Here is a 25,087-nt window from a genome sequence, read left to right as displayed (position 1 = left end):
GAGACAACTGCCCGTAAATACCCGATTGGTTCAACTAATAATCCATGGGTGAACCTTTCCATGGATTAAAGTTTCACTTTATTTTATATTGAAATAAGAATAATTTCAAAAGCTTAGCTTATATGAGCTGATTTTATGAACAAAATAACACCAGTAGTGTTTACTACTACTGGTGTTTTCACACGCATCTTATTCAAAAGGTAGCTCAATTATAAAGTTTGTTCCTGCTCCTAATTGGCTTGTTACTAGAATGGAACCGTTATGCAATTCTACAATTTCTTTTGCAACAGCTAGCCCGATACCTTTTCCGCCAGTAGCTCTCGTTCTGGATTTATCAACACGATAAAAGCGATCAAAAATATGGGGGATATCTTCTTCGGGAATACCTTCTCCTTCATCATCTACACTTATTGCAAAAGAATCTGTTTTCGCGAGTACACGTATCGTAATAGATGTGTTTTCTGGCGAATGCTGATAAGCATTGTGTAATAAATTTAACATAACTTGTTCCATACGTCTTTCGTCTATGCAAACTTCTAAGTCATCTTTGCAATATACATGGAGTTGCATTTGTTTATTTGTTAATGTTGTTTTTGTTTTTTCAATCATTCTTTCTAAAAATGGTTTAAGTAGCACTTTTTGTTTTTTTATAACAAACTGGTGTTGTTCTAATTGTACAAGCATAAATAAATCTTGGACGAGATCGGTGACACTATCTGTTTCATCCTCAATGATTTGCAAGTATTCTTCTCGCTCTTCTTTCGTTAAAGATTCTCTCTTTGCTACCTTCGCATACCCTTTCATATAGGTCAATGGAGTTAATAGTTCATGGGCAACACTAGCGAGAAATTCATTGCGTTCTTTTTTCATATAAGTCAGTTCACTGGATAAATCTTCAATCGTTTTTGCTAAGCTTCCAAGTTCATCATTTCGTTTTATACCTAATTGAATTGGCGTATTTAATTTTGACATTTTTTCTGTTGCCCTCTTCATTTTTATAAGCGGTTCTGTAATAACACGAGAAAAAACGAAGACAGAAATAGTCGTTAAAATAATTGTCACAACACTAATGATAAGAAATTGATTCATGAGTTTAAGTAACATATTTTCTAAGAAAGATGTTTTTAATAACATATATAACTTACCTTGAAATCCTTGAGTTTCCAAAGGGCTTACTGTTGAGATGAATTTTGATTTTTTCCAGTTTTTTTCGACGATCAATCCTTTTTTGGGAATAGTCTCTGTTTTACAAGTAAGTTGTTTTTGCATTTCTTTCGTTACGGGTTCTGAGGTAGAAATAATTTTGTCATTATCGTCCGTTATAATGATAGCTATATCAGAGTTGGCAACTAATTCTGATTTAACTAAGTTTTCAGCTGCATCTGCGATATCGAACTCAGGGTACATAGGACGGTTAGGATTTTTATTGTATTCAGCGCGTTCGGTGTGTTTCTTTTGTTTAGAGTATTCAGCCCACCTTGCGCGTTTTGTAATTTCGTTACTATAGCGATTCCCTTTTTCTAAAAGAGCAAGTGTTTCCTCCTCAATGCGCATGTTTGAAATGCTTTTGTAAAAAGATACGAAAGCAATGGTTTCAATACATAAAGCTAATATTAAAAAGTATGTCCCAATTTTAAGGGAAAGTTTACTCATTTTCTCACCATACCTTATTCATAATAAACGGTCAGTGGTAGGGTATTTCCACTGACCGAAGTAATTATTCACATTTCCATTTATATCCGACTTTATAGACGGTTTCTAAGTGATTTTCAATTGGAAATCCTTTTTTACGTAATTTATCACGGATATTGCGAATATGTGAATCGATTGTTCTATATTCGATGTCTGTTTCATAGCCCCAAATTTTCTCGATTAAATCATCTCGGCTATAAGCACGGTTTGTATTTTGTAAAAATAGTCCAAGTAACGAAAATTCAATAGGAGTTAGTGAGATTTTTTCATCATAAACTGTGACAGTATGTTTCGTTTTATCCCACTCGATACCATTGAAGCTAACGAAGCCGTCTTTCTTTGTACGACGTAATATAGCCTCGATTCTTGCGACTAATACATGCTCATCAAATGGTTTTGTAATATAGTCATCCGCGCCCATAGTGAGGCCTTTCACCATATCGTAATTTTGATTACGAGCTGTTAGCATAATAATTGGAACGTTGGAAATTTGACGGATTTGATAGCAAGTATCCCATCCATCCATATTCGGCATCATAACATCTAACAAAATAATATCGAAGTCTTTTTGTTCTATTAACTTTAGTGCTTCAAGGCCAGAAGTAGCTTTCATACAAAAATAGCCACGAGGACTTAAGAACAGATCTAATAATCGTAACATGCGTTCTTCATCGTCTACTAATAAAATTTTAACCATAATCTTGTGCACCCCAAACTGTTCATTCTACTTGTATAGTTTACATGAAAATAATAAAAAACTCTTTTTATGTGATTGGGTGGAAGAGTTATTTTTCGCTCAGAGTAATTGACATAAAAAATGCACTAGTTTTGCACAACTATTTTTTATAATAGAAAACGTAGCGACACAAAATACCCTATGTTGCGACATAACGTCATGTCATTTTATTTATAAAATGACAATTCCATTCTATTGTGTATGTGAGATAGAGAGGGTTTTCGTATTCACCTCGCATCGGATAAGAAAAATTTCCTATCTCACACTTTTTTTAAAAGGAGATCATACACATGAATCCAAAAGAAGAAATTTCAAAAAAAGAAAAGCAAGATCGTAATACGGTTGTCATGTGCATTGCCGTATCTATGGTTATTATTATAAGTTGTGTAAATAAAATTTTGGGGATTTTATAATATAGAAAAAGCTTATTGCTTCTTAAGAAGCAATAAGCTTTTTTTCGTTATTAGGGGAATATTTCTATATAATAAACCAAGGTAAAATTGCTAACCCAGAAGTTACAATTGCTGTAGTAAATATTAAAAGCATAGCTCGTTTGTTTTGTTTCATGTCACATTCTCCTTTATATATCAATTGAATGCTATACGTTCATTTCATGATTGGTGCCTCACTAATTAAAGTGTCACTTTACCCCGCATTAATGGGCAGTAAGACTTCCATCTAAAGGTTTAGTGGGTGCGAAGAAGTTAGATGGAAGATCAACTGCCCATAAAAGCCCGATTGGTTCAACTAATACTCAGTGGAGGTAAAGCTTTCCACTGAGTAAAGTTTCACTTTATACTTTTAGTATAATGAATGGAAAGGTTTGGTACGATCGATAAAGGTGACATGAAGATTACATTGTTGTAATGAAAAAAGCATCTTTCTTAATAAGAAGATGCTTTTAAAAAACTATATTGAAGTATTAATCATTTAAGAACAGAACCATATGTTCCTCGTCCCAATATTGACCGTTATGCTTTAATGAACGCTCTTGTACGCCGTAAGTTTGGAAACCTAATGATTCATATAATTTTTTGGCACCAGCGTTACCAACTACAACATCGAGCATAAGTTGTTCCACATGTAATTTATCGGCATTTTCAATAATGGCTTTAATTAGAGCTCGTCCTGCTCCAAGGCCACGCGCTTTTGGGGAAACAAAAACGGAACCGATTTTTGCTTTATGTTCTTGTTTAATGAAAGGCTTTGTTTCTAAAGTAGCAATGCCGATTAAATCGTTATCTTTGAAGACCCCTAGAGTATACTTATCCGGATTGCTTAATCGTTTTGCCATAGCAGCTACAGGATCCTCATGTTTCAGAACATCTTCATAAGAAGAGCTAAAAGCTTCCGGGTTTTTCGTTAAACCTTCCATACAAACTTTTAAATATATTTCTGCGTCCTCTGTCGTTAATAAGCGAATTTCCATAGTTGTAACCTCCTTGGTCGATTTCAAATAAAATAAATCCATTACTTTTATAAGATTGTGTATGCGTTTTGTTAGCAGTCTCTTTTAATTTGTAAAAGAATGAAAAGATATATGCTACAATGTTTTGTTTTTAAATATGTAATGAAATTATATATTAACTTTATTAACTATTCAAGTCTTTAGTATATTACATTTTCATAACTAAAATAACTCCTCGGTTGAGGAGTTATTTTAGTTATTCGATTGATAACCATCAATTCGCTTTGGATGGGTGTAAATATTACAAGATTCATTTCTAATAAATCCTACGACTGTAATGCCTAAATCGTGAGCGAGTTGCAATGCTAATTTTGTTGGAGCGGATTTAGATAGAACAATTTCACATCCAATTTTTGAAACTTTGAGTAGAATTTCGGATGAAATGCGCCCGCTAAATGCAATAATTTTTCCTTTAACAGATATATCGTTGCGTAAACAATGACCATATATTTTATCTAATGCATTATGTCTTCCGATATCCATTCTTGATAGGAGGATATTGTTTCGATCACACAGAGCGGTATTGTGAACACCGCCAGTTTGGCGAAATGTAGTGGAAGATTGTTGTAAAGTATTCATTAAGTAAAAACATTCTTCAGGAGTAACTTTCACGTGTATATCATGTAAATCTTTTGCTTTTGCTGCATCGTTAACGAAAATAAAACCTTGTCTACCTTTTCCGCAGCAAGAAGTGATGTATCGCTTATTATATAAAGTTTGATAGAGCGGATTTACTTTTGATGATCTTACATGGACAATTCCGTTATCTTTTTGCACCCATAGCTCTTCAATATCTTTATAAGAAGAAATAATCCCCTCAGAAATTAAAAAACCAATAACCATATCTTCAATATAGGTTGGTGTGCATACGACTGTTACATATTCTTCACCATTTAATTTAATAGTAATAGGAGATTCTGTAACAATCTCATCAAGCTGTTTTGAAAATGTACCAGATTGATAGCGTACAATTGTATAAGTTTCTTGCGTAGGCTCCATATTAAATTCCCCTTTTTTATGTATTTCTCTCCCATAATTATCATAAAACAATGGAAAAAATAAAAACACCTATTAGCAAGAAGATCACAGATTATTTTGGTTATTATTGTATATGTACGATATAATAGAACTGTAGAATAATGATATTTTCAAGCTTTCGTAGTTATACCTTATAACATCTAGAATCGACTTCATAAGAAAGTATTTGGGCAGAGCGTTTCAAAAATATGTACAGTAATGCGATTTTGAAAACGGATTCATAATTGTGTTGTACAGTTGGTTGTAAGGAGAGGGGAAACTATGACAGAACAGACAGTCCGTGTAACCGTGGATGGTAAAGAATTTTCCACATCGGGTGAAAAGACGATACTACAATTATTTAACGAGAGTAATTTGGAACATCCTCAAATTTGTCATGTACCAGAAGTAGATCCAATTCAAACTTGTGATACGTGTATTGTAGAAGTAAATGGGAAGTTAATGCGTGCTTGTTCAACGAAATTAGAGAATGGTATGCATATCGAAAGACAGTCCCGGCGTGCAAAAGAGGCACAGACTGAGGCGATGGATCGTATATTAGAGAATCATTTATTGTATTGTACCGTTTGTGATAACAATAATGGTAACTGTAAAGTCCATAACACTGTACATATGATGGGAATTGAAGAACAGAAATATCCGTATGAGCCGAAAGTAAGTGCTTGTGAAGTGGATATGTCACATCCGTTTTATCGATATGATCCAAATCAATGTATTGCTTGTGGGCAGTGTGTAGAAGTATGTCAAAACTTACAGGTTAATGAAACTATATCGATAGACTGGAACTTAGATCGTCCACGTGTTATATGGGATCATGGTGTAAGTATAAATGACTCATCTTGTGTAAGTTGTGGACAGTGTGTAACAGTATGTCCGTGTAATGCATTAATGGAAAAATCAATGTTAGGTGAAGCTGGGTTTATGACAGGATTAAAACCAGATGTGTTAGATCCGATGATTGATTTTGTAAAGGATGTAGAGCCAGGATATAGTAGTATTTTAGCAGTTTCAGAAGTAGAGGCTGCGATGCGTAAGACGAAAGTTAATAAAACAAAAACAGTTTGTACATTTTGTGGTGTTGGTTGTTCCTTCGAAGTATGGACGAAAGATCGCCATATATTAAAAGTTCAACCTGTTTCAGATGCGCCGGTTAATGGTATTTCCACATGTGTAAAAGGTAAATTTGGATGGGACTTTGTAAATAGTGAAGATCGTATTACGAAGCCATTAATTCGCCAAGGAGATATGTTTGTTGAAGCTTCATGGGAAGAAGCATTAGAAGTTGTTGCTTCTAACATGCAGCATATTAAATCTGAATATGGCAGCGATGCATTTGGATTCATTTCTTCTTCGAAAGTAACAAATGAAGAAAACTACCTTATGCAAAAACTAGCACGACAAATATATGGAACGAATAATGTGGACAATTGTTCTCGTTATTGTCAATCTCCAGCGACAGACGGTTTATTTAAAACTGTCGGTATGGGCGGGGACGCTGGAACAGTGAAAGATATAGCGGAAGCAGGCCTTGTTATTATCGTTGGTGCGAATCCAACTGAAGGACATCCTGTACTTGCGACGAGAGTAAAACGTGCTCATAAATTACACGAGCAAAAACTAATTGTAGCAGACCTTCGTAAACATGAAATGGCAGAGCGTGCGGATTTATTTATTCATCCGCGCCAAGGTACGGATTACGTATGGCTTGCTGGTATTACGAAATATATTATTGATCAAGATTGGCACGATAAAAAGTTTTTAGCTGAAAATGTAAAGAACTTTGATGAATATAGCAAAATGTTAGAAAAGTATACGCTCGATTATACAGAAGAAATTACGGGAATTTCAAAAGGAAATCTGAAAGAAATGGCTCGTATGGTATATGAAGCAGATGGAACTTGTATACTTTGGGGAATGGGTGTAACGCAAAATACAGGAGGAAGTACAACGTCCGCTGCCATTTCAAATTTACTGCTTGTTACGGGTAACTATCGTCGTCCTGGTGCAGGCGCATATCCATTACGAGGGCATAATAACGTACAAGGTGCTTGTGATATGGCAACATTACCAAACTGGCTTCCTGGTTATCAAGCAGTATCAGATGATACGCTTCGTGCGAAGTTTGAAAAAGCATACGGCACAACTATTCCGAAAGCACCAGGATTAAATAATATTGCAATGTTACTTGCGGCAGAAGAAGGAAAACTACGTGGTATGTATGTCATGGGTGAAGAAATGGCTTTAGTTGATTCAAATGCGAACCATGTGCAACATATTTTATCGAATTTAGACTTCCTCGTTGTTCAAGATATGTTCTTATCAAAAACAGCTCGTTTTGCTGATGTTATTTTACCAGCGGCACCAAGCTTAGAAAAAGAAGGAACGTTTACGAATACAGAGCGCCGTATTCAAAGATTATATGAAGTATTGAAACCGCTTGGTGATTCCAAACCAGACTGGTGGATTTTACAAAAGGTTGCTCGTGCACTAGGAGGGGATTGGAATTATGAAAGTCCAAGTGAAATTATGGACGAAATCGCATCACTTGCACCGTTATACTCTCAAGCAACGTACGACCGTCTAGAAGGATGGAATAGTTTATGTTGGGGTAGTCATGATGGTAGCGATACACCGCTATTATATGTAGACGGATTTAACTTCCCAGATAAACTTGCTCGTTTATCATTAGATGAATGGGTGCCACCGGTTGTAGCGCCAGATGAATATGATTTACTTTTAAATAATGGTCGTATGCTAGAACATTTCCATGAAGGGAACATGACGAATAAGTCGGCTGGTATTTTATCTAAAGTATCTGAAGTATTCGTTGAAATTTCACCTGAACTCGCTATAGAGCGCAATGTGAAAGATGGTGGTCTTGTGGAATTAGCATCACCATTTGGGAAAATTAAAGTACAGGCGCTTGTTACGGATCGTGTAACGGGGAAAGAGCTATATTTACCGATGCATGCAACGATAAATGAAGAAGCGATTAATATTTTAACCGGGACGGCAACAGACCTTTATACGTGTACACCAGCATATAAACAAACGATGGTGAAAATGCGTGTATTACGTGAAAGAGGAAATCGTCCGTTACCATCTTCAAACCCGCGAGATAAAAAGCGTAATCCGCAAAATGGTGTTGAAATCGATCAAAAGTGGCAAAGAAAACAATACGTAGCACTTGTGGACTAGGGGGCGGAGATAGTGGCGAAAGAAATTACGTTAATTAAAAAGAAAGTTGTAACAGAGGAAGAACAGAAACAGCAAGTAGCAGATGAACTTCTAAATGAGTTATCTAATAATCGTGAAGCAGTAGAGGAAACGATGCAGCTTTTAGCACAGTTACAGAAGGCTGGGATATTAGATGCGGCGATTAGTTTACTTGCTGCGAAGGAAGATGTTTCAAAAATCGCTGTGGAGCAATTAAATCGTGAACCAGTTAAAAATGCACTCAACAATATGATGGGGGCAGGGGAAGCGCTATCCGCAGTTGATCCAGAGGTAACAAAGCAAATCACATCGAGTTTAGTTACTGGATTGCAATTTGCAACAGATGAATTAAATAGTGGTAAAAAAACTAAAGTGATGGATTTCTTTAAAGTGTTAAAAGATCCAGATATCAATAGAGCCATTACATTCGGTTTTAGCTTCTTGAAAGCATTTGGACAAGGGTTAGAGAAAAAATAGGGTAAATGAAAAAGTGATGGGAAGTAGCCATCACTTTTTTCATTGTATGTATAAGAGTGTTCATGTTATGCGGAATATATTATTATTAAAAAGATGGATTAGAAATGGAAACATGGAATCCATCTCAAATATCGTTTTAGAATGTGGAGGAATATATGCAACACCGTAAAAGACTTTCTATACCAGGAGTAATGAGACATTCCTTTCAAACTGTTAGATTTGCTTTTTGGAATGTGTTAACATTCCAACTCGCTTATAAATTATTAGCAGCGATTGTGTTTATCCCGCTTTTCGGTATTATTTTCAATAAGTTGTTGTACTTTGGTGGGTATGCAAATGCAACAAATGATGAGTTATTAGCATTTTTGAAAACACCATACGGGATTTTGGCGATTGTAATTTTATCTATATTGGCATTGTTTCTTATCTTTACAGAGTTTGCAGTACTTATTATTATTTCGTACTTCGCTCATAAAAGGCAAAAGGTGAGATTACGTCCAATTCTGTATAAAACAGTAACGTATTTACCTTCTCTGTTTACATATTGCTTACCTGGATTTGTTTTGTATGCAGTTGTACTATTACCACTATTAAGCGTGGGGTATAAATCTGCATTGATTCCTGAAATTCAAATTCCTAATTTTATTACAGGTGAACTATTTAAGACAACGATGGGGCAAGTTGGGTATTATACTTTCTTTGCTGTAGTTGCTTATTTAAATCTTCGTTGGATTTTTGTTTTACCTATTATCGTTTTAGAGCAAAAGCCGTTCCGCACGGCAGCACGCAAAAGTGCCAGCTTAGTAAAAGAAAGCTTCTTTAAAGTATTGTTCTTTTTAGTAGGTTTTTTCATATCTGTAGGAATCGTCTTTCTTTTATGTGTAGGAATTTATTTACTTTGTCTGTGGGGAGTATATGAATTTACAAACCCAGAAGGGACATTTGCGCTGCTAGCAGAGTCAACTATTTCAGTCTTCTTAACAAGTACATTGTATCTATTTAGCTTTATTATGACGCCGTTTTACATTATGGCGTTAACAAGATTGTATTTACAAAAGGTTCCAGTTGAAGATGTTTTATTAGAAGAAGGATTAGACTATTCGAAAACAAAAGCAGATAAATGTTTCTTCCAAAAACATCGTTGGAAATTTATTGGTGTATATATTGTAGGAATTATTACTGCGGGAATGGTGGTTGCCTTCATTGTGACCTTTATTACAAACACATATAAAGAACCAATTATTATGGCTCATCGTGGTTATATTTCAAAAGGTGTAGAGAATACGAAAGAAGCTGTGCAGGGAGCTATTGATGCGAAAGCAGATTATGCTGAAATTGATGTACTGCAAACGAAAGACGGTGAACTAGCAGTTATACATGATTTGAAGCTAAAACGTCTTGCTAATGCTAATGTTCACGTGTCAGATTTAACGATGGACGAGTTAAGACAGCTTACCCTAAGTCAAGATGGATTTTCAGGACAAATCAGTACACTTGATGAAATCATTAAGCTGGCAAAGGGGAAAATCAAGCTTAATATTGAAGTGAAGTTACATGGTGGCGAAAAAGACTTCGTAAACAAAGTATTAAAAGCAATTAAAGATAATGAATTTGAGAAACAATGTGTCATTCAAACGTTACATTACCCGCTTATTAAAGAGTTTAAGCGTGCAAATTCAGATATAAAAGTCGGATATATACTGTACGCAAGTAGAGCCAACTTAAAGAATGTGAAAGCTGATTTTTACGTAGCGGAAGAATATATGTTAAATAAGAAGTTAGTAAAAGAAGCAAGGAAGTTAAACAAGCCAATTTACGTATGGACAGTAAATGATATGGAAAGTTTAAAGGGATATTATAAGTTAAACGTAGATGGTATCATTACCGATTATCCTGAAGATGCACGTGAAACAATTAAGATGTTAAAAGAACAAGAAGCGGAAGAAAGTGATGTGTTTGATAAAATTAGTGAAACAACAGATGATTTATTTTCTAAGTTATTTATAAGTTACCCAGCTGCTGGCTAAATGCCTGCAGCTGTTTTTTTAGGAGAAGAATATATCTCTAAAGTATTGTGTAAGGTAATAAGTGTATATGTATACGTCGCTACTTAGGTTTCTTACATTGTTACATTATTGTCGAATAATAAAAGAATACGGTTAGTTTTGAAGGAGTATAATGAAAATAGAGTGATAGATAATGAAATGGAACGAAGAGGCTAATAGAATCAATGTTCCATATATTTACACTATTCTAAATATATAAACTTTAAAAAAATGGTATGTTAGCGTTTTCATAACTTTTAAGTTATGCTAGAATAAGGACATAAGTTATTAATTATTACAAAAAGAAAAAAGAATCTCTTTTTTCTGTTAATTATAAGGGGGCATTTCATTATGCGTATTGGGGTACCAGCAGAAATTAAAAACAACGAAAACCGTGTGGCAATGACACCAGCAGGTGTTGTACATTTAATTCGTAACAATCACGAAGTATTCATTCAAAAGGGTGCAGGTTTAGGATCTGGTTTCACAGATGCTCAGTATGTTGAAGCGGGAGCAAAAATTGTTGATACAGCTGAAGAAGCTTGGAACATGGAAATGGTTATGAAAGTTAAGGAACCAGTTGAAAGCGAATACAAACACTTCAGTGAAGGTTTGATCTTATTCACATACTTACACTTAGCTCCAGAACCAGAATTAACAAAAGCATTAATCGAAAAGAAAGTTGTTTCTATTGCATATGAAACAGTACAATTAGAAAACCGTTCTCTACCATTACTTGCACCTATGAGTGAAGTAGCTGGTCGTATGGCTGCACAAATTGGTGCACAATTCCTTGAGAAAAACAAAGGCGGTAAAGGTATCTTACTTGCAGGTGTTCCAGGGGTTAAACGTGGTAAAGTAACAATCATCGGTGGTGGACAAGCTGGTACAAATGCTGCTAAAATTGCAGTTGGACTAGGTGCGGATGTAACAATCATCGACTTAAGTGCAGAACGTCTTCGTCAATTAGATGACATTTTCGGAAACCAAGTAAAAACTTTAATGTCTAATCCTTACAATATTGCAGAAGCTGTAAAAGAGTCTGATCTTGTAATCGGTGCAGTATTAATCCCAGGTGCAAAAGCGCCAAAACTTGTAACAGAAGAAATGATTCAATCAATGGAACCAGGTTCTGTTGTTGTAGATATCGCGATTGACCAAGGTGGTATTTTCGAAACAACTGACCGTATTACAACTCATGATAACCCAACTTACGAAAAACACGGCGTTGTTCATTATGCAGTTGCAAACATGCCAGGTGCGGTTCCACGTACATCAACTCTTGCATTAACAAACGTAACAGTACCATATGCAGTACAAATTGCTAACAAAGGCTACAAAGAAGCTTGCTTAGGCAACTCTGCATTACTAAAAGGTATTAACACATTAGATGGCTATGTAACATTCGAAGCAGTTGCAGAAGCTCACGGTGTAGAGTACAAAGGTGCTAAAGAATTATTAGAAGCAGAAACAGTATCTTGCTAATAGAAGCATTATACAAAACAAAATCGAACAATATATAAAACAACATGATAAGAGCTAAGAGATAATACCTCTTAGCTCTTCTTGGTAAAAGGGGGCATTCATCGTGGCCAACCTATTTAAAAAGAAATCCGTTACGCAATTGTTAGGGGAAAGTAAAAGTAAAACTTTAACGAAAACGCTAGGGGCATTTGACCTAACAATGCTAGGGATTGGTGCGATAATTGGTACAGGAGTTCTAGTATTAACAGGATTAGTAGCAGCAAGAGATGCTGGTCCAGCAGTTATTTTTTCATTTATGATTGCAGCAATTGTTTGTGGATTTGCAGCTTTATGTTACGCAGAAGTTGCATCGACACTGCCTGTTTCAGGTAGTGTGTACACATATTCGTATGCAACAATTGGTGAGTTTGTTGCCCATTTAATGGGATGGACATTGTTATCCGTATATGTCGTAACGACTGCCGCAGTAGCCGGAGGATGGACGGGTTATTTCCATAACCTAGTGAGTGGATTGGGACTTGAAATTCCAAAAGCATTGCTAACGATTCCAGCACAAGGTGGTATGGTAAACTTACCAGCAGTTATCGTTACGTTAGTGATAACTTGGCTATTATCACGAGGTACGAAAGAAAGTAAGCGTGTGAATAACATAATGGTATTAATTAAAATTGGTATTGTTGTTTTATTCATTGCAGTTGGTGTATTTTACGTGAAACCAGAAAACTGGATACCATTTGCACCGTACGGTTTAAGTGGAGTGTTCGCAGGGGGAGCAGCAGTATTCTTTGCTTTCTTAGGATTTGATGCATTAGCAACTTCTGCTGAAGAAGTAAAAAATCCACAACGTGATCTACCGATTGGTATTATTGCTTCGTTAGTTATTTGTACAATCATTTATGTTGTAGTTTGTCTCGTTATGACAGGTATGGTTTCTTATAAGGAATTAGATGTACCTGAAGCTATGGCATATGTGTTAGAAGTTGTAGGACAAGATAAAGTGGCTGGTGTAATTGCTATTGGAGCTGTAATCGGTATTATGGCTGTAATTTTTGCTTACATTTATGCAACAACTCGTGTATTTTTCGCAATGAGCCGTGACGGTTTATTGCCAAAATCTTTCGCGAAAATTAACAAGAAGACTGAAGCGCCAACATTTTCAGTTTGGTTAACAGGAATTGGTAGTGCTTTAATTGCTGGATTTATCGATTTAAAAGAATTGTCGAATTTAGCGAATATTGGAGCGTTATTAACATTCGCTATGGTTGGTGTAACTGTTATCATTCTTCGTAAAACGCATCCGAAACTGCAACGTGGATTTATGGTACCACTTGTACCAATCTTACCGATTATTTCAGTTGCATGTTGTCTATTCTTAATGGTAAATTTACCATTAAAAACATGGATATACTTCGGTGTTTGGTTAGCAATCGGAGTAGTTGTATACTTTGTTTATTCGAAAAAGCACAGTCATTTAAAAGACGATGGAAGTTCGCAGGATAATTTAGAACAAGCTAATTAACAGCTAATTAAAAGGGATATAAGTATAAGTAAGCCTTGTGCGTCTAGGGAACGCGCAAGGCTTTTTTCTTTTGTGCAAAATGTACATCTTTTTTTGTATGAGAATGTAATGGATGCAGAAAATATGGGTAGATTTTTTTTATGTGAACGAAATGTTCAAAAAAATGTATGAGATTTCATTGACACATATGAATAGACGCTCATATAATAAGAGTATAAGATATATGAATGATTGTTCATATGTTCAAGTGAAGAGGTGAGCTATAATGGCTGGAAATAAAGTAAAAACACCACAAGAGACATGTTCTCAAACGATAATTCATGAAGAAGTTGTTGATCAAGTAAAACAAACAATTCCAACTGATGAAAGTTTAAGCAAAGTAGCAGAATTATTTAAAGTATTAGGTGATCGTACACGTACGAGAATATTACATGCGTTATTTGAAGCTGAAATGTGTGTTTGTGATTTAGCGTATTTGTTAGGAATGACACAATCATCTATTTCACATCAGCTTCGTGTGTTAAAGCAAGCGAAACTTGTAAAGAATCGTAAAGAAGGAAAGGTCGTTTATTATTCGTTAGCTGACCAGCACGTCATTCATATCTTCGAGCAAGCGTTTGAACACGTAAACGAGGAAGAATAAAAAGAACGCGAGGAGGGAGAACGATGGCTGAAGCATTGGTGAAAAAGAAACTGGTGTTAGAAGGTTTAGATTGTGCGAACTGTGCAATGAAAATTGAAAAAGGTGTTGGCAATATAGAAGGAGTAAATTCTTGCTCTGTAAATTTCGCGACAAAAACAATGATTTTAGAAACAGCACAAAATAAAGAAAGCGAAGTTGTTACAGAAGCAAAGCAACTCGTTACAAAATTAGAACCGCATATTAAAGTACAAGAAGAAAAAAACACAAAAGTAGCAAAAGAAGTGTTTATATTAGAAGGTTTAGATTGTGCAAACTGTGCGATGAAGATTGAAAATAAAGTGAAAGAAATGCCGACCGTTTCAGAAGCAACTGTTGATTTCGTATCAAAGAAATTAAGAGTTGAAGTAGCGAATAAAAGAGAATTAGAAGCGACTGTAGCAAATATAACGAATGTTGTTCAAAAGTTAGAACCAGATGTGAAAGTTGTTCGTGAAGAAAAAGGTGGTCATGACCACGGACATAGTCATGACCATGGTGAAGCAAATGTGAAAAAGATGGTAGGACGATTAGTGGTCGGCGGAATTTTGACAGCAATTGCTGCATTAGCTGGCTTACCACAAATGATAACAATTCCGTTATTCGTCCTTGCGTATTTATTAATAGGTGGAGATATTGTTTGGAGAGCGGTAAGGAACATAACTCGCGGCCAAGTGTTCGATGAGAACTTCTTAATGGCAATTGCAACACTAGGAGCTTTTGCGATTCAACAATATTCAGAAGCTGTTGCGGTAATGCTATTCTATCAAGTGGGGGAACTATTCCAAAGTATTGCGGTCAATCGCTCCCGAAAATCAATTACTTCATTAATGGATATCCGTCCTGATTATGCGAATGTGAAGGTTGGAAATGAAACGAAACAAGTATCACCAGAAGATGTACAAATTGGCGATTATATTATCGTGAAGCCTGGTGAGAAAGTACCATTAGACGGAAAAGTAGTTGAAGGAACATCAATGGTAGATACTTCAGCATTGACTGGTGAATCTGTACCACGTGAAGTCGAAGTTGGAAATGATGTATTAAGTGGTTTTGTGAACCAAAATGGTGTATTAACAATTGAAGTTACAAAAGAATTTGGTGAATCAACTGTATCAAAAATTTTAGATTTAGTTCAAAATGCAAGCAGTAAAAAAGCGCCAACAGAAAACTTTATTACGAAGTTCGCGCGTTACTATACTCCAGTTGTAGTTATTACAGCAGCGATCATGGCGTTTATTCCACCACTTATTTTAGAAGGAGCTACATTCTCAGAATGGATTTATAGAGCTTTAGTGTTCTTAGTAATCTCTTGTCCATGTGCGTTAGTTGTATCTATTCCTCTTGGATTCTTTGGAGGAATTGGTGGTGCATCTAAAAGTGGTGTGTTAATAAAAGGAAGTAACTATTTAGAAGCTTTAAATGATGTGAAATATATTGTTTTTGATAAAACGGGAACATTAACAAAAGGTGTCTTCAAAGTTACAAAAATGGAACCGAGCGAAGGTATTACAAATGAAGAATTATTAGAGTATGCAGCATTTGCTGAAGTGTATTCTAATCATCCAATTGCACAATCGATTCGAAAGGCATATGGAAAATCAATTGATGAAAAAATAATCGATGATTATAACGAAATTTCTGGTCACGGTACAGTCGTAAAAGTACAAGGAAAAGAAATTTTTGCAGGTAATGCTAAGTTAATGAGAAAAGAAAATATTACATTTAAGCAACCAGAAACGGTAGGTACATTAGTTCACGTTGCTGTAGATGGGGAATATGCAGGTTATATCGTTATCTCTGATGAGGTAAAAGAAGATTCAAAACAAGCAATTCAAAAATTAAAAGAACTAGGTATTAAGAAGACAGTCATGTTAACTGGTGATGCAAAAGCAGTTGGTGAAGCTGTCGGTAAGGAATTAGGTTTAGATGAAGTTCACGCAGAACTATTACCGCAACAAAAAGTAGAAGAGATTGAAAAAATTGATGCGGCGAAGAACGGAAAAGAAAAAGTTGCTTTCGTTGGTGATGGTATTAATGACACACCGGTATTAGCAAGAGCAGATGTTGGTATTGCGATGGGTGGTTTAGGATCAGATGCAGCGATTGAGGCGGCAGACATCGTTATTATGACTGATGAGCCTTCAAAAATTGCAACAGCCTTAAACATCGCAAAACGTACACGACGCATTGTATGGCAGAATATCATCTTTGCATTAGGAGTAAAAGGGTTAGTTTTATTACTGGGTGCTTTCGGTATTGCAACAATGTGGGAAGCTGTCTTCTCAGATGTTGGTGTGACACTACTTGCAGTGTTAAATGCAATGCGTGTACTACGAGTGAAAGATTTATAAAAAAGAGGACGCAACCTGCGTCCTCTTTTTTAGGTTATTTTGTTGAAATTGACTCAATAAAATAATAGCAAATATTATTTTATAAATAAATAACGTAATATTAAAATTTACAAATAAAAAATATTTGTCTTATTATTTAATATATTGTTCACAAAGATACATATCATATTGAAAAAACAGAGAAGGAGGAGCTTCTCTGTTTTATTTTTGTATATTTTTTTCAACTTGTTCTCGAACAGTTTGAATGTAATTCATTTTATGATCCCAACATTCTTGACTTAAATCGACAGGGTACTCTTCGGGATTTAAAGTTCGCATATACTCTTCCCAAAATAGCGCGAGACTCTGTTCATTATATTTTTGAATATCTAATATACCTGGTAGTTCATATGTTCTTTCGCCGTTAACGAAAATGTCTTTATGCAGTTCGCGAGCTTCAAAGTTTGTTACAAATTTACTTATATACGTGTGAACAGGGTGAAACATTTTTAAGCGTTCTTCTTTTCCAGGTTCTTCAGAATCTAATGCAATATAATCTCCTTCTGCATGATCATTAACTCGATTGATAATGCGATAAATTCGTTTCAGTCCTGGAGTCGTAATTTTTTCAGGGTTAGATGAAATTTTAATTGTATCATTTAACTTTCCATCAGTATCTTCAATCGCAACTAGTTTATAAACAGCCCCTAATGCCGGTTGCTCAAAGGATGTAATCAACTTTGTTCCAACGCCCCATACATCAATTTTTGCTCCTTGAGATTTCAAATGCATAATTGTGTATTCATCTAAATCGCTAGAAGCAATAATTTTTGTATGTGTAAACCCAGCTTCATCTAGTAGTTTTCTTGCTTTTTTTGATAAATAAGCCATATCACCACTATCAAGGCGAATGCCATAAAAATCGATACGATCCCCAAACTCTTTCGCGACGCGAATCGCATTTGGAACACCTGATTTTAAAGTGTCGTATGTATCAACGAGAAAGACGCATTTTTTATGAGTTTCAGCGTACTTCTTAAACGCGACATATTCATCGCGATATGCTTGAACGAAAGAGTGAGCGTGTGTGCCGGCTACGGGTATTCCGAAGCGCTTCCCGGCCCGTACGTTACTCGTAGATGAGAAACCACCAATAAAGGCAGCGCGTGTGCCCCAAAGAGCAGCATCAAACTCGTGGGCACGTCTTGTGCCGAATTCTAAAAGTTCATCGTTATTTGCAGCGTGCTTCATACGAGCTGCTTTTGTTGCAATTAATGTTTGGTAATTCACAATGTTTAACAGGGCAGTTTCAATAATTTGTGCTTCGCCGAGCGGTGCATCCACACGTAATAAAGGCTCGTTATTAAATACAACTTCACCTTCTTGCATACTTCGAACTGTCCCAGTGAATTTCATATTTTGTAAATAATGAAGGAATTCTTCTTCAAATTGTAATTCGGCTAAATAAGCGATATCGCTTTCGGTAAAGCTGAAGTTCTCTATGTACTCTACAATCTTTTCAAGACCGGCAAAAACAGCATAACCGTTCTCGAATGGAAGCTTTCGAAAGTATAAATCAAACACCGAACGGCGATTATGAATACCATCTTTCCAATATGTATAAGCCATATTAATTTGATATAAATCTGTATGTAAGGCATAGCTATCGTCTTTGTAATAAGTCATCGCGAAAACACCTCCATAATTTGGTTATAGTATACCAATTTTTCATCACTCGTAGCAAAGAATGGATATGAAAGTATAGTCAAGAGGGAAAAAAATGAAATATTGCATATTTTTTAGAAAATTAACATTTATCAATTTATATTTCTCAAGATTTTATGTATTATTAGAGTAATGGGGGTAATGAGAATGGAGGAGGACAATGCAACAAACATTAGAAAAAATAGGCAAACAAGTCTTTTATAAACGGCTACAGCAAAAAATGACACAAGAAGAATTATGTCAGGGCATTTGTTCTGTCTCATACTTAAGTAAAATCGAAAATGGAAAGATCGAAGCATCAGAAGAAATTCTACAATTGCTCTGCACAAGGTTAGAAATTGCCGTGACGGATTTGAGAGATGTAGAAGAAGATGTGAAGGGGAAGCTGGAGGATTGGCATAAAGCTATCGTCCATTTAGAAAGAGAACGAATTGAGCAAATATATATTGATTTACAAGAACAAATGGAGCAAGTAACGGATTTTGAAATTATGAATTATTATGAGTTATTATATGTACGTTATCTTATGATTAAGCGTGATATTGACAATGGTGTGGAAAGATTAAATAAATTAAAAAAAGGGTATAAAAAATTATCTCAGTTCCAAAAAATGTTATTCACATATAATGTTTCGTTACTAAATTGTTTACAAAACAAATGGAAGATAGGATTAGAGAGTTTAATTGAAACAGAAAAAATGGCGAAAGAGCTAAATTATCATGAGAATGGAATTTATTATAATTTAGCATTAGCATATAGTCATTTAGAAAATCCGTATAAAGCTCTGCATTTCGCTAACATTGCAATAGAGGGATTCCGCAATGAATATAAATTCCGTAATGTGATAAACTGTCAATTTATTATAGCAATTTGTTTTGTAAGGCAAGGGCAGTACAAAGAGGCTTTGGATATGTACAATAGCATTTTACGTGAAGCGAGTTCGTTTTCTGAAAATGAGGTAATTATGGGTATCGCTTTAAGTAATATTGCCGAAGTCTATGGTAACCAAAAACAATATGAAAAAGCTAAGGAATTTTATTTAAAAAGTTTGCAATATCATCAACATGAAGATGATAATTACTTAGATACTTTATATCATACAGCATTACAGTGTATTCATTTAAAACAAATGGATGAGGCGGACCAGTGGATAGAAAAAGGTATCTCTATTGCTCAGCGAAACGAGAAATATAAAAGGGTATTATATTTATTAATTATTTTACAATATAAATATTTCCGTACATCGGATGAATACAAGAAATTTCTAGAATTAGAGGCTATACCATTTTTTAAAAGTGAAGGCAATTTAGTGTATTTAAAGCAAGTATATTTAGAAATTGCGAATTATTTCGAAGGGATCCGTAATTTCGAAGAGAGTAGTCGTTATTATAAAGAAACTATTTCGCTATTGGAAAAAGGAGAGGAGAAATAATATGAAAAAAGTGATGTTTTTAGGGCTAGTTATTGGAGTTGTATTTTTGACGCAGTTTATTACACAGTATTCGTCAAGACCAGATGTTTTAACGCAAGGAACACAAATAGTTGAAACAATTGAATCGTAATAAAAACCCCTTTCCAACCGGAAAGGGGTTTTTTCAATATTTGTTCCCCAAAATTCTACAACACTTGAGAAAATAATTAATTGAATTTTTAGTATATTAATAGTGGAAACATAGTGCTACGATAAAACTACTCTTTTTCAAAAAAAATTTTTTATTAGGGGGAAGGTTATATGAAAAAGAAAAGTTTAGCATTAGTGTTAGCGACAGGAATGGCAGTTACAACGTTTGGAGGGACAGGCTCTGCATTTGCGGATTCTAAAAATGTGCTCTCTACGAAGAAGTACAATGAGACGGTGCAGTCACCGGAGTTTATTTCTGGTGATTTAACTGGAGCAACTGGCAAGAAAGCAGAATCTGTTGTGTTTGATTACTTAAACGCAGCAAAAGGTGATTACAAGCTAGGGGAAAAGAGTGCGCAAGATTCTTTCAAAGTGAAACAAGTGAAGAAAGATGCTGTAACTGATTCAACAGTAGTACGTATGCAACAAGTTTACGAAGGAGTACCTGTATGGGGTTCTACGCAAGTAGCTCACGTAAGTAAAGATGGTTCTTTAAAAGTATTGTCTGGAACAGTTGCGCCTGATTTAGACAAAAAGGACAAGTTGAAAAATAAAAATAAGATCGAAGGCGCAAAAGCAATTGAAATTGCGCAAAAAGATTTAGGGGTTACACCTAAATATGAGGTAGAACCAAAAGCGGACTTATATGTATATCAAAACGGTGAAGAAACAACATATGCATACGTTGTAAATTTAAACTTCTTAGAGCCAAGCCCAGGAAACTACTACTATTTCATTGAAGCAGACAGCGGTAAAGTATTAAATAAATATAATAAACTTGATCATGTAGCAAATGAAGATAAGTCACCAGTTAAGCAAGATGCTCCTAAACAAGAAGCAAAAGCGGTTGTAAAGCCTGTAACAGGGACAAATAAAGTAGGAACTGGTAAAGGTGTATTAGGGGATACGAAATCACTTAATACAACGTTATCTGGTTCATCTTACTACTTGCAAGATAATACGCGTGGAGCAACGATTTTCACATATGATGCAAAAAATCGTTCAACATTACCAGGAACATTATGGGCAGATGCAGATAATGTTTTCAATGCAGCGTATGATGCAGCGGCAGTAGATGCTCATTACTATGCAGGTAAAACATATGATTATTATAAAGCTACATTTAATAGAAACTCTATTAATGATGCGGGAGCTCCGTTAAAATCGACAGTTCATTACGGAAGTAAGTATAATAATGCGTTCTGGAATGGCTCACAAATGGTATACGGAGATGGTGATGGTGTAACATTTACTTCATTATCTGGTGGAATTGATGTAATTGGTCACGAATTAACGCATGCTGTTACGGAGAATAGCTCGGATTTAATTTATCAAAATGAATCAGGTGCGCTAAATGAAGCGATTTCTGATATTTTTGGTACTTTAGTAGAATTCTATGATAACCGTAACCCAGATTGGGAGATTGGTGAAGATATTTACACGCCTGGTAAAGCGGGAGATGCGCTTCGCTCTATGAGTGATCCAGCGAAATATGGTGACCCAGACCATTACTCTAAGCGTTACACTGGTTCAAGTGATAACGGTGGAGTTCATACGAACAGTGGTATTATTAACAAACAAGCTTATTTATTAGCAAATGGTGGTACGCATTCTGGTGTAACTGTAACTGGTATCGGTAAAGATAAGCTAGGTGCAATTTATTACCGTGCAAACACACAATATTTCACACAATCTACTACATTTAGCCAAGCTCGTGCTGGTGCAGTACAAGCTGCAGCTGATTTATATGGTGCGACTTCTGCGGAAGTAGCAGCAGTTAAGCAATCATTTAGTGCTGTTGGTATAAACTAAGGTTTTAAGAGAGAGCTATTAATAAAATACCTCAAAAATAAAGAAGGAGCATAGGCTCCTTCTTTATTTTTTTCTCCATTTTTTCCACAAATAATACAATCCGATACAACCTGTGATTGTTACAATCCACTTTGCTTCGTTTGTACCGTTTATAACATGGTATGCAGAATATACTTCAATCAATAAGGACGGTATTTTACCTATTGTACTGGCAATACTGAAGGATAGTAATGACATTTTGCCTAGAGCCGCAAATAAAGTCACGATACTGGACGGAATGAATGGAATAAAACGAAAAGAGAGAACGAGTAGAAAGGCCTCTCTACCTTCTACGTAAAGAAGGCGTTCTACCTTAGGGTACTTATTTACTTTATCGTGAGTGAACTTTTGCAGGCCTATACGATAAATATAAAACGAGATAATAGCCCCTAAGGCCTCACCTATGATCGAAATGATTGTACCGTTTACTACGCCAAAGAGCTGTATGTTAATGGCGGTCAAAAAAATACTAGGGATAAAACCTAAAAGACTGATGATGATGTTGATTAAGATACTAAGTGGAATTGCGATTGAATAATAGTCTGTTAAGAAGTTTTGAATTGTTTCAGCCATTGTTTAAAATCCTTTATCTTTTTTTGCATTACACCATATTTTCATTATGTAGGCAAGTGTAAATTTACATAATGTAGAAAATGTTGATAAAACACCTCCTCTATACCTTATAAGGGTATTAGGTATATGAAACAAGGGGTATATTTAATTTTTAAAAAAACACAAATAAAACCCTGTTATTAAAGGGTTTTATTTGTGTTTCAGGGGTGATTTAACTCGGGAAATAATTTTAAAAATATAGGGGTATATTTATTTGAAGGTCAAAAATAGTGGTTTCATGAAAATTGGTGAGGAATTAAAAAAATGTGTATGTTTTTTCGATGTGAAATTGACTTTTAGTGAAGTTACGATAATAATCATGAAAGAGGTGATATGATGAAACGAATAAGTAGTCTTTTCTTGAGTAGTTTATTGGCACTAATGCTGATCTTAAGTGGATGTGCAGGAAAAGAACAAAAAACAGAGAAACAAACAGGAAATCAATCGACATCAGTAGAAAAAATTAGTGATAATATTTTAGATGAAATGGAAGGGCCACCTAAAAATGGTCATACGATTGAAAGACATGTAGGAAAATCAGAAGAGGATTTGAAGAATCGCTTGAAGACAGATAAAGTATCAGCGGCAAGTACATACTATGATAAGGAAACAGCGACGAAAGCTGTAAAAGATAGTTTGAAGCAGCATGATAAGGAAATTCAAGATTGGTTAAAAAACTCTAAAGAGGCTCGTCTCGTATTAAATACAACTCATTCATTCCCAGTTGGAAAAACGGTAATAAAGAAAAATATGAATGTAAAAGACAAGTTAGTGAAAACTGTTACTGTTTTAGCGAGAGATAAGTCAGGAGATTTAGGATATAAGATCATTACCTCTTATCCATCTGACAAATAAGAAGGGGGAGTACATATGTATACGACACTACAATACTTTCTTAAATCGTACTGTACGTTAAGTGTTCATGAAGAGGAAATAGTAGGCGTGATGGAAGAGTTTATAGAGCAAGAAGATGCAGAGATTGTTTTGAAATTACGCGATGAATTATTATATATGAAGAAAAAGGATAATTGGGAAGAGGCGTGCGTATTAGCTGCGAAGCAAGGGAATCGTATGTGGTCGTTAGAAGAAACGAAAGACTATCTTGCAACCTTTTTAGTATTATTGCAAAAGAAAAAGGCGTGAGTAGATCACGCCTTTTTTGTTTTTTGAAATTTGCCCGTTTATTAGCACCTCATTGTTTTGGAGCGCTTTTATATACGCTTTTTGAAATTTGTCCATTTGAGATTACTTCACCGTTTTGTGTTACTTTTTTATACGTTACCGCAGTTATTTTGTCATTAGCTCTACTAACTACTTGAGAAGAAACTTCAACATTTTTACCAGTATTTGTGCCGAAAATACGAGTAGTAATACTACCTCCATTTGAAAATGCTTGAATATAAATATGATTGCCTGTATTGTTTTTAAATTTTAAATCCGGACCATAATCTGCCACTGCTGCATCTTGCCCAAGTGGTAAATAATTTACGGGCATGGAATGATTGCTTCGAGAAACAATTCCTAAATCTGCCCTTAAAGCGGCGCTATATAAAGTACTACTAACTTGGCAAACACCTCCACCTGCACTTTGTATAACTTTACCTTCTGAAAATACTGCTGCGGACTTATAACCATGTGCAGCATCCGTTACGCCAACGCGGCCATTAAAACTAAACGTTTCATCAGGTGCGACAATAACTCCACTTAAAGTATTAGCTGACTTATTTACGTTATAGGATTGGTTTCCATTACGACCAGCCATTGGAGTTGAATATTCAGCAATTACTTCTTTAATCCCCATTTTCTGTATATCTTCTGTAGAACGCTCAGGTTTTAAGAGTGTAACTGGTAACGTAACGTCTGATGTGCCAGAAGTAATGGCCTGTTTCGTTAGATCAGTTAACTTTCCTTTATCAATTTTTTCTCCATTTTGACTTTGGCTAATATTTACTGTAGAGCCTTCAATATTTAATTCTGCATTAACAGGATTTTTTAATGTGTCATTATATTTATCCTTCATAAAGCTTTCATAGGCAGTTGTATTTAATTGAGCTGTTAATTTATAATCACGTTTTAATTCACCGTTTTCAGCCTGCTTCCGCATTTTGTAACGATTCATTGCATTTCCTTCTTGTTCTTTAAAGATTTTGTCGATAATATCTTTTTCCTTATAATTTATCCCTAAATCTTTCCATGTGTATGTTTGTTTATCATTTTGGAATATGTAGGTAAGAGATTTTTGGTCTAATTCAGTTACCTTTTGATTAATAATTGCTTGAATATCTTTTTTGTTTTTTCCATCGAGAGAAATACCTTCAAATGTAGTATTTGGTAATGCAGTAGTATCTAATTGATTATTTAGTTTTGATACATATTGATATCCACCAACACCGCCTACACAAAGTAATATGCCTCCAGTAATTGCAGAACCGATCAGTATTTTACTTAGCTTCATTTATTTCCCCCCAGAAATTTTTGTATAAATATATGTATTACATTTTTTGTATAAAAATGATGAAAATAACATTATATACGTACTAGTATACTATTATTTCCACTATCTGTGTAATGTTTTTATAAAAAATGTTAC

20 protein-coding genes are annotated in these 25,087 nt (G+C 35.1%); 13 read left to right on the top strand and 7 right to left on the bottom strand.

The genetic code is table 11. The features are described 5' to 3' along the window. Nucleotides 1-189: 189 nt before the first annotated feature. Nucleotides 190-1,653 carry a HAMP domain-containing sensor histidine kinase gene (locus tag ACXVYO_RS09395; RefSeq protein ID WP_458466812.1) on the bottom strand — a complete coding sequence of 488 codons (1,464 nt, stop codon included), beginning with the start codon at nt 1,651-1,653 and terminating at the stop codon, nt 190-192. A gap of 64 nt (nt 1,654-1,717) precedes the next feature. Continuing rightward, a complete protein-coding gene (locus tag ACXVYO_RS09390) occupies nt 1,718-2,389 on the bottom strand; it encodes a response regulator transcription factor (protein WP_458466811.1) in 672 nt (223 codons plus the stop codon). Between the two features lie 329 nt (nt 2,390-2,718). On the opposite strand from ACXVYO_RS09390, the gene ACXVYO_RS09385 reads away from it, so the two are divergent. Further along, nucleotides 2,719-2,841 carry a hypothetical protein gene (locus tag ACXVYO_RS09385; protein WP_001068388.1) on the top strand — a complete coding sequence of 41 codons (123 nt, stop codon included), beginning with the start codon at nt 2,719-2,721 and terminating at the stop codon, nt 2,839-2,841. Between the two features lie 509 nt (nt 2,842-3,350). On the opposite strand, the gene ACXVYO_RS09380 is transcribed toward ACXVYO_RS09385, so the two are convergent. Together ACXVYO_RS09380 and fdhD are read right to left on the bottom strand one after the other, a co-directional pair. After that, a complete protein-coding gene (locus tag ACXVYO_RS09380; protein ID WP_000405874.1) occupies nt 3,351-3,857 on the bottom strand; it encodes a GNAT family N-acetyltransferase in 507 nt (168 codons plus the stop codon). Between the two features lie 231 nt (nt 3,858-4,088). Then, the gene (gene fdhD / locus ACXVYO_RS09375; RefSeq protein WP_458466810.1) at nt 4,089-4,895 is read right to left on the bottom strand and encodes a formate dehydrogenase accessory sulfurtransferase FdhD; all 807 of its coding nucleotides are present in this window, start codon (nt 4,893-4,895) and stop codon (nt 4,089-4,091) included. A gap of 300 nt (nt 4,896-5,195) precedes the next feature. On the opposite strand from fdhD, the gene fdhF reads away from it, so the two are divergent. From fdhF to ACXVYO_RS09340, 7 genes are all read left to right on the top strand, one after another. Next, nucleotides 5,196-8,132, top strand: coding sequence for a formate dehydrogenase subunit alpha (gene fdhF / locus ACXVYO_RS09370; protein ID WP_458466809.1), 2,937 nt, complete (start codon nt 5,196-5,198; stop codon nt 8,130-8,132). 12 nt (nt 8,133-8,144) lie between these two features. After that, nucleotides 8,145-8,627, top strand: a complete 483-nt coding sequence (locus ACXVYO_RS09365; RefSeq protein WP_001040525.1) for a helical membrane plugin domain-containing protein — start codon at nt 8,145-8,147, stop codon at nt 8,625-8,627. Nucleotides 8,628-8,782: 155 nt separating this feature from the next. Next, nucleotides 8,783-10,654 carry a glycerophosphoryl diester phosphodiesterase membrane domain-containing protein gene (locus ACXVYO_RS09360; RefSeq protein ID WP_458466808.1) on the top strand — a complete coding sequence of 624 codons (1,872 nt, stop codon included), beginning with the start codon at nt 8,783-8,785 and terminating at the stop codon, nt 10,652-10,654. Between the two features lie 369 nt (nt 10,655-11,023). After that, nucleotides 11,024-12,157, top strand: a complete 1,134-nt coding sequence (gene ald, locus ACXVYO_RS09355) for an alanine dehydrogenase (RefSeq protein ID WP_088061799.1) — start codon at nt 11,024-11,026, stop codon at nt 12,155-12,157. 103 nt (nt 12,158-12,260) lie between these two features. Then, entirely contained in the window at nt 12,261-13,676 is a 1,416-nt protein-coding gene (locus ACXVYO_RS09350) for an amino acid permease (protein ID WP_001284886.1), read from the top strand. A gap of 265 nt (nt 13,677-13,941) precedes the next feature. Continuing rightward, nucleotides 13,942-14,319 carry an ArsR/SmtB family transcription factor gene (locus tag ACXVYO_RS09345; RefSeq protein ID WP_458466807.1) on the top strand — a complete coding sequence of 126 codons (378 nt, stop codon included), beginning with the start codon at nt 13,942-13,944 and terminating at the stop codon, nt 14,317-14,319. A 23-nt stretch (nt 14,320-14,342) separates the two neighbouring features. Continuing rightward, a complete protein-coding gene (locus ACXVYO_RS09340; RefSeq protein WP_458466806.1) occupies nt 14,343-16,709 on the top strand; it encodes a heavy metal translocating P-type ATPase in 2,367 nt (788 codons plus the stop codon). A 201-nt stretch (nt 16,710-16,910) separates the two neighbouring features. On the opposite strand, the gene ACXVYO_RS09335 is transcribed toward ACXVYO_RS09340, so the two are convergent. Beyond that, a complete protein-coding gene (locus tag ACXVYO_RS09335) occupies nt 16,911-18,374 on the bottom strand; it encodes a nicotinate phosphoribosyltransferase (protein ID WP_064477123.1) in 1,464 nt (487 codons plus the stop codon). 199 nt (nt 18,375-18,573) lie between these two features. Here ACXVYO_RS09335 and ACXVYO_RS09330 point away from each other — a divergent pair, with 199 nt between their 5' ends. From ACXVYO_RS09330 to ACXVYO_RS09320, 3 genes are all read left to right on the top strand, one after another. Then, entirely contained in the window at nt 18,574-19,845 is a 1,272-nt protein-coding gene (locus ACXVYO_RS09330; protein ID WP_458466805.1) for a tetratricopeptide repeat protein, read from the top strand. A gap of 1 nt (nt 19,846) precedes the next feature. Continuing rightward, nucleotides 19,847-19,975, top strand: a complete 129-nt coding sequence (locus ACXVYO_RS09325; protein ID WP_458466804.1) for an NprX family peptide pheromone — start codon at nt 19,847-19,849, stop codon at nt 19,973-19,975. Between the two features lie 170 nt (nt 19,976-20,145). Further along, on the top strand, nt 20,146-21,846 hold the full coding sequence (locus ACXVYO_RS09320; protein ID WP_458466803.1) for a M4 family metallopeptidase: 1,701 nt from the start codon (nt 20,146-20,148) through the stop codon (nt 21,844-21,846). Nucleotides 21,847-21,909: 63 nt separating this feature from the next. Here the strand turns inward: ACXVYO_RS09320 and ACXVYO_RS09315 are convergent, their stop codons facing one another. Further along, nucleotides 21,910-22,458 carry a TVP38/TMEM64 family protein gene (locus ACXVYO_RS09315; RefSeq protein WP_458466802.1) on the bottom strand — a complete coding sequence of 183 codons (549 nt, stop codon included), beginning with the start codon at nt 22,456-22,458 and terminating at the stop codon, nt 21,910-21,912. Between the two features lie 375 nt (nt 22,459-22,833). Here ACXVYO_RS09315 and ACXVYO_RS09310 point away from each other — a divergent pair, with 375 nt between their 5' ends. Further along, a complete protein-coding gene (locus tag ACXVYO_RS09310; protein WP_000822712.1) occupies nt 22,834-23,352 on the top strand; it encodes an RNase A-like domain-containing lipoprotein in 519 nt (172 codons plus the stop codon). A gap of 15 nt (nt 23,353-23,367) precedes the next feature. Next, nucleotides 23,368-23,640 carry a hypothetical protein gene (locus ACXVYO_RS09305; RefSeq protein WP_458466801.1) on the top strand — a complete coding sequence of 91 codons (273 nt, stop codon included), beginning with the start codon at nt 23,368-23,370 and terminating at the stop codon, nt 23,638-23,640. A 49-nt stretch (nt 23,641-23,689) separates the two neighbouring features. Here the strand turns inward: ACXVYO_RS09305 and ACXVYO_RS09300 are convergent, their stop codons facing one another. Then, the gene (locus tag ACXVYO_RS09300; protein WP_458466800.1) at nt 23,690-24,952 is read right to left on the bottom strand and encodes a VanW family protein; all 1,263 of its coding nucleotides are present in this window, start codon (nt 24,950-24,952) and stop codon (nt 23,690-23,692) included. Between the last annotated feature and the right edge of the window lie 135 nt (nt 24,953-25,087).

Source organism: Bacillus sp. BC08, assembly GCF_054326875.1.
Note: the sequence above shows the minus strand (reverse complement) of the source record. Positions and strands in the feature narration are given on the sequence as shown.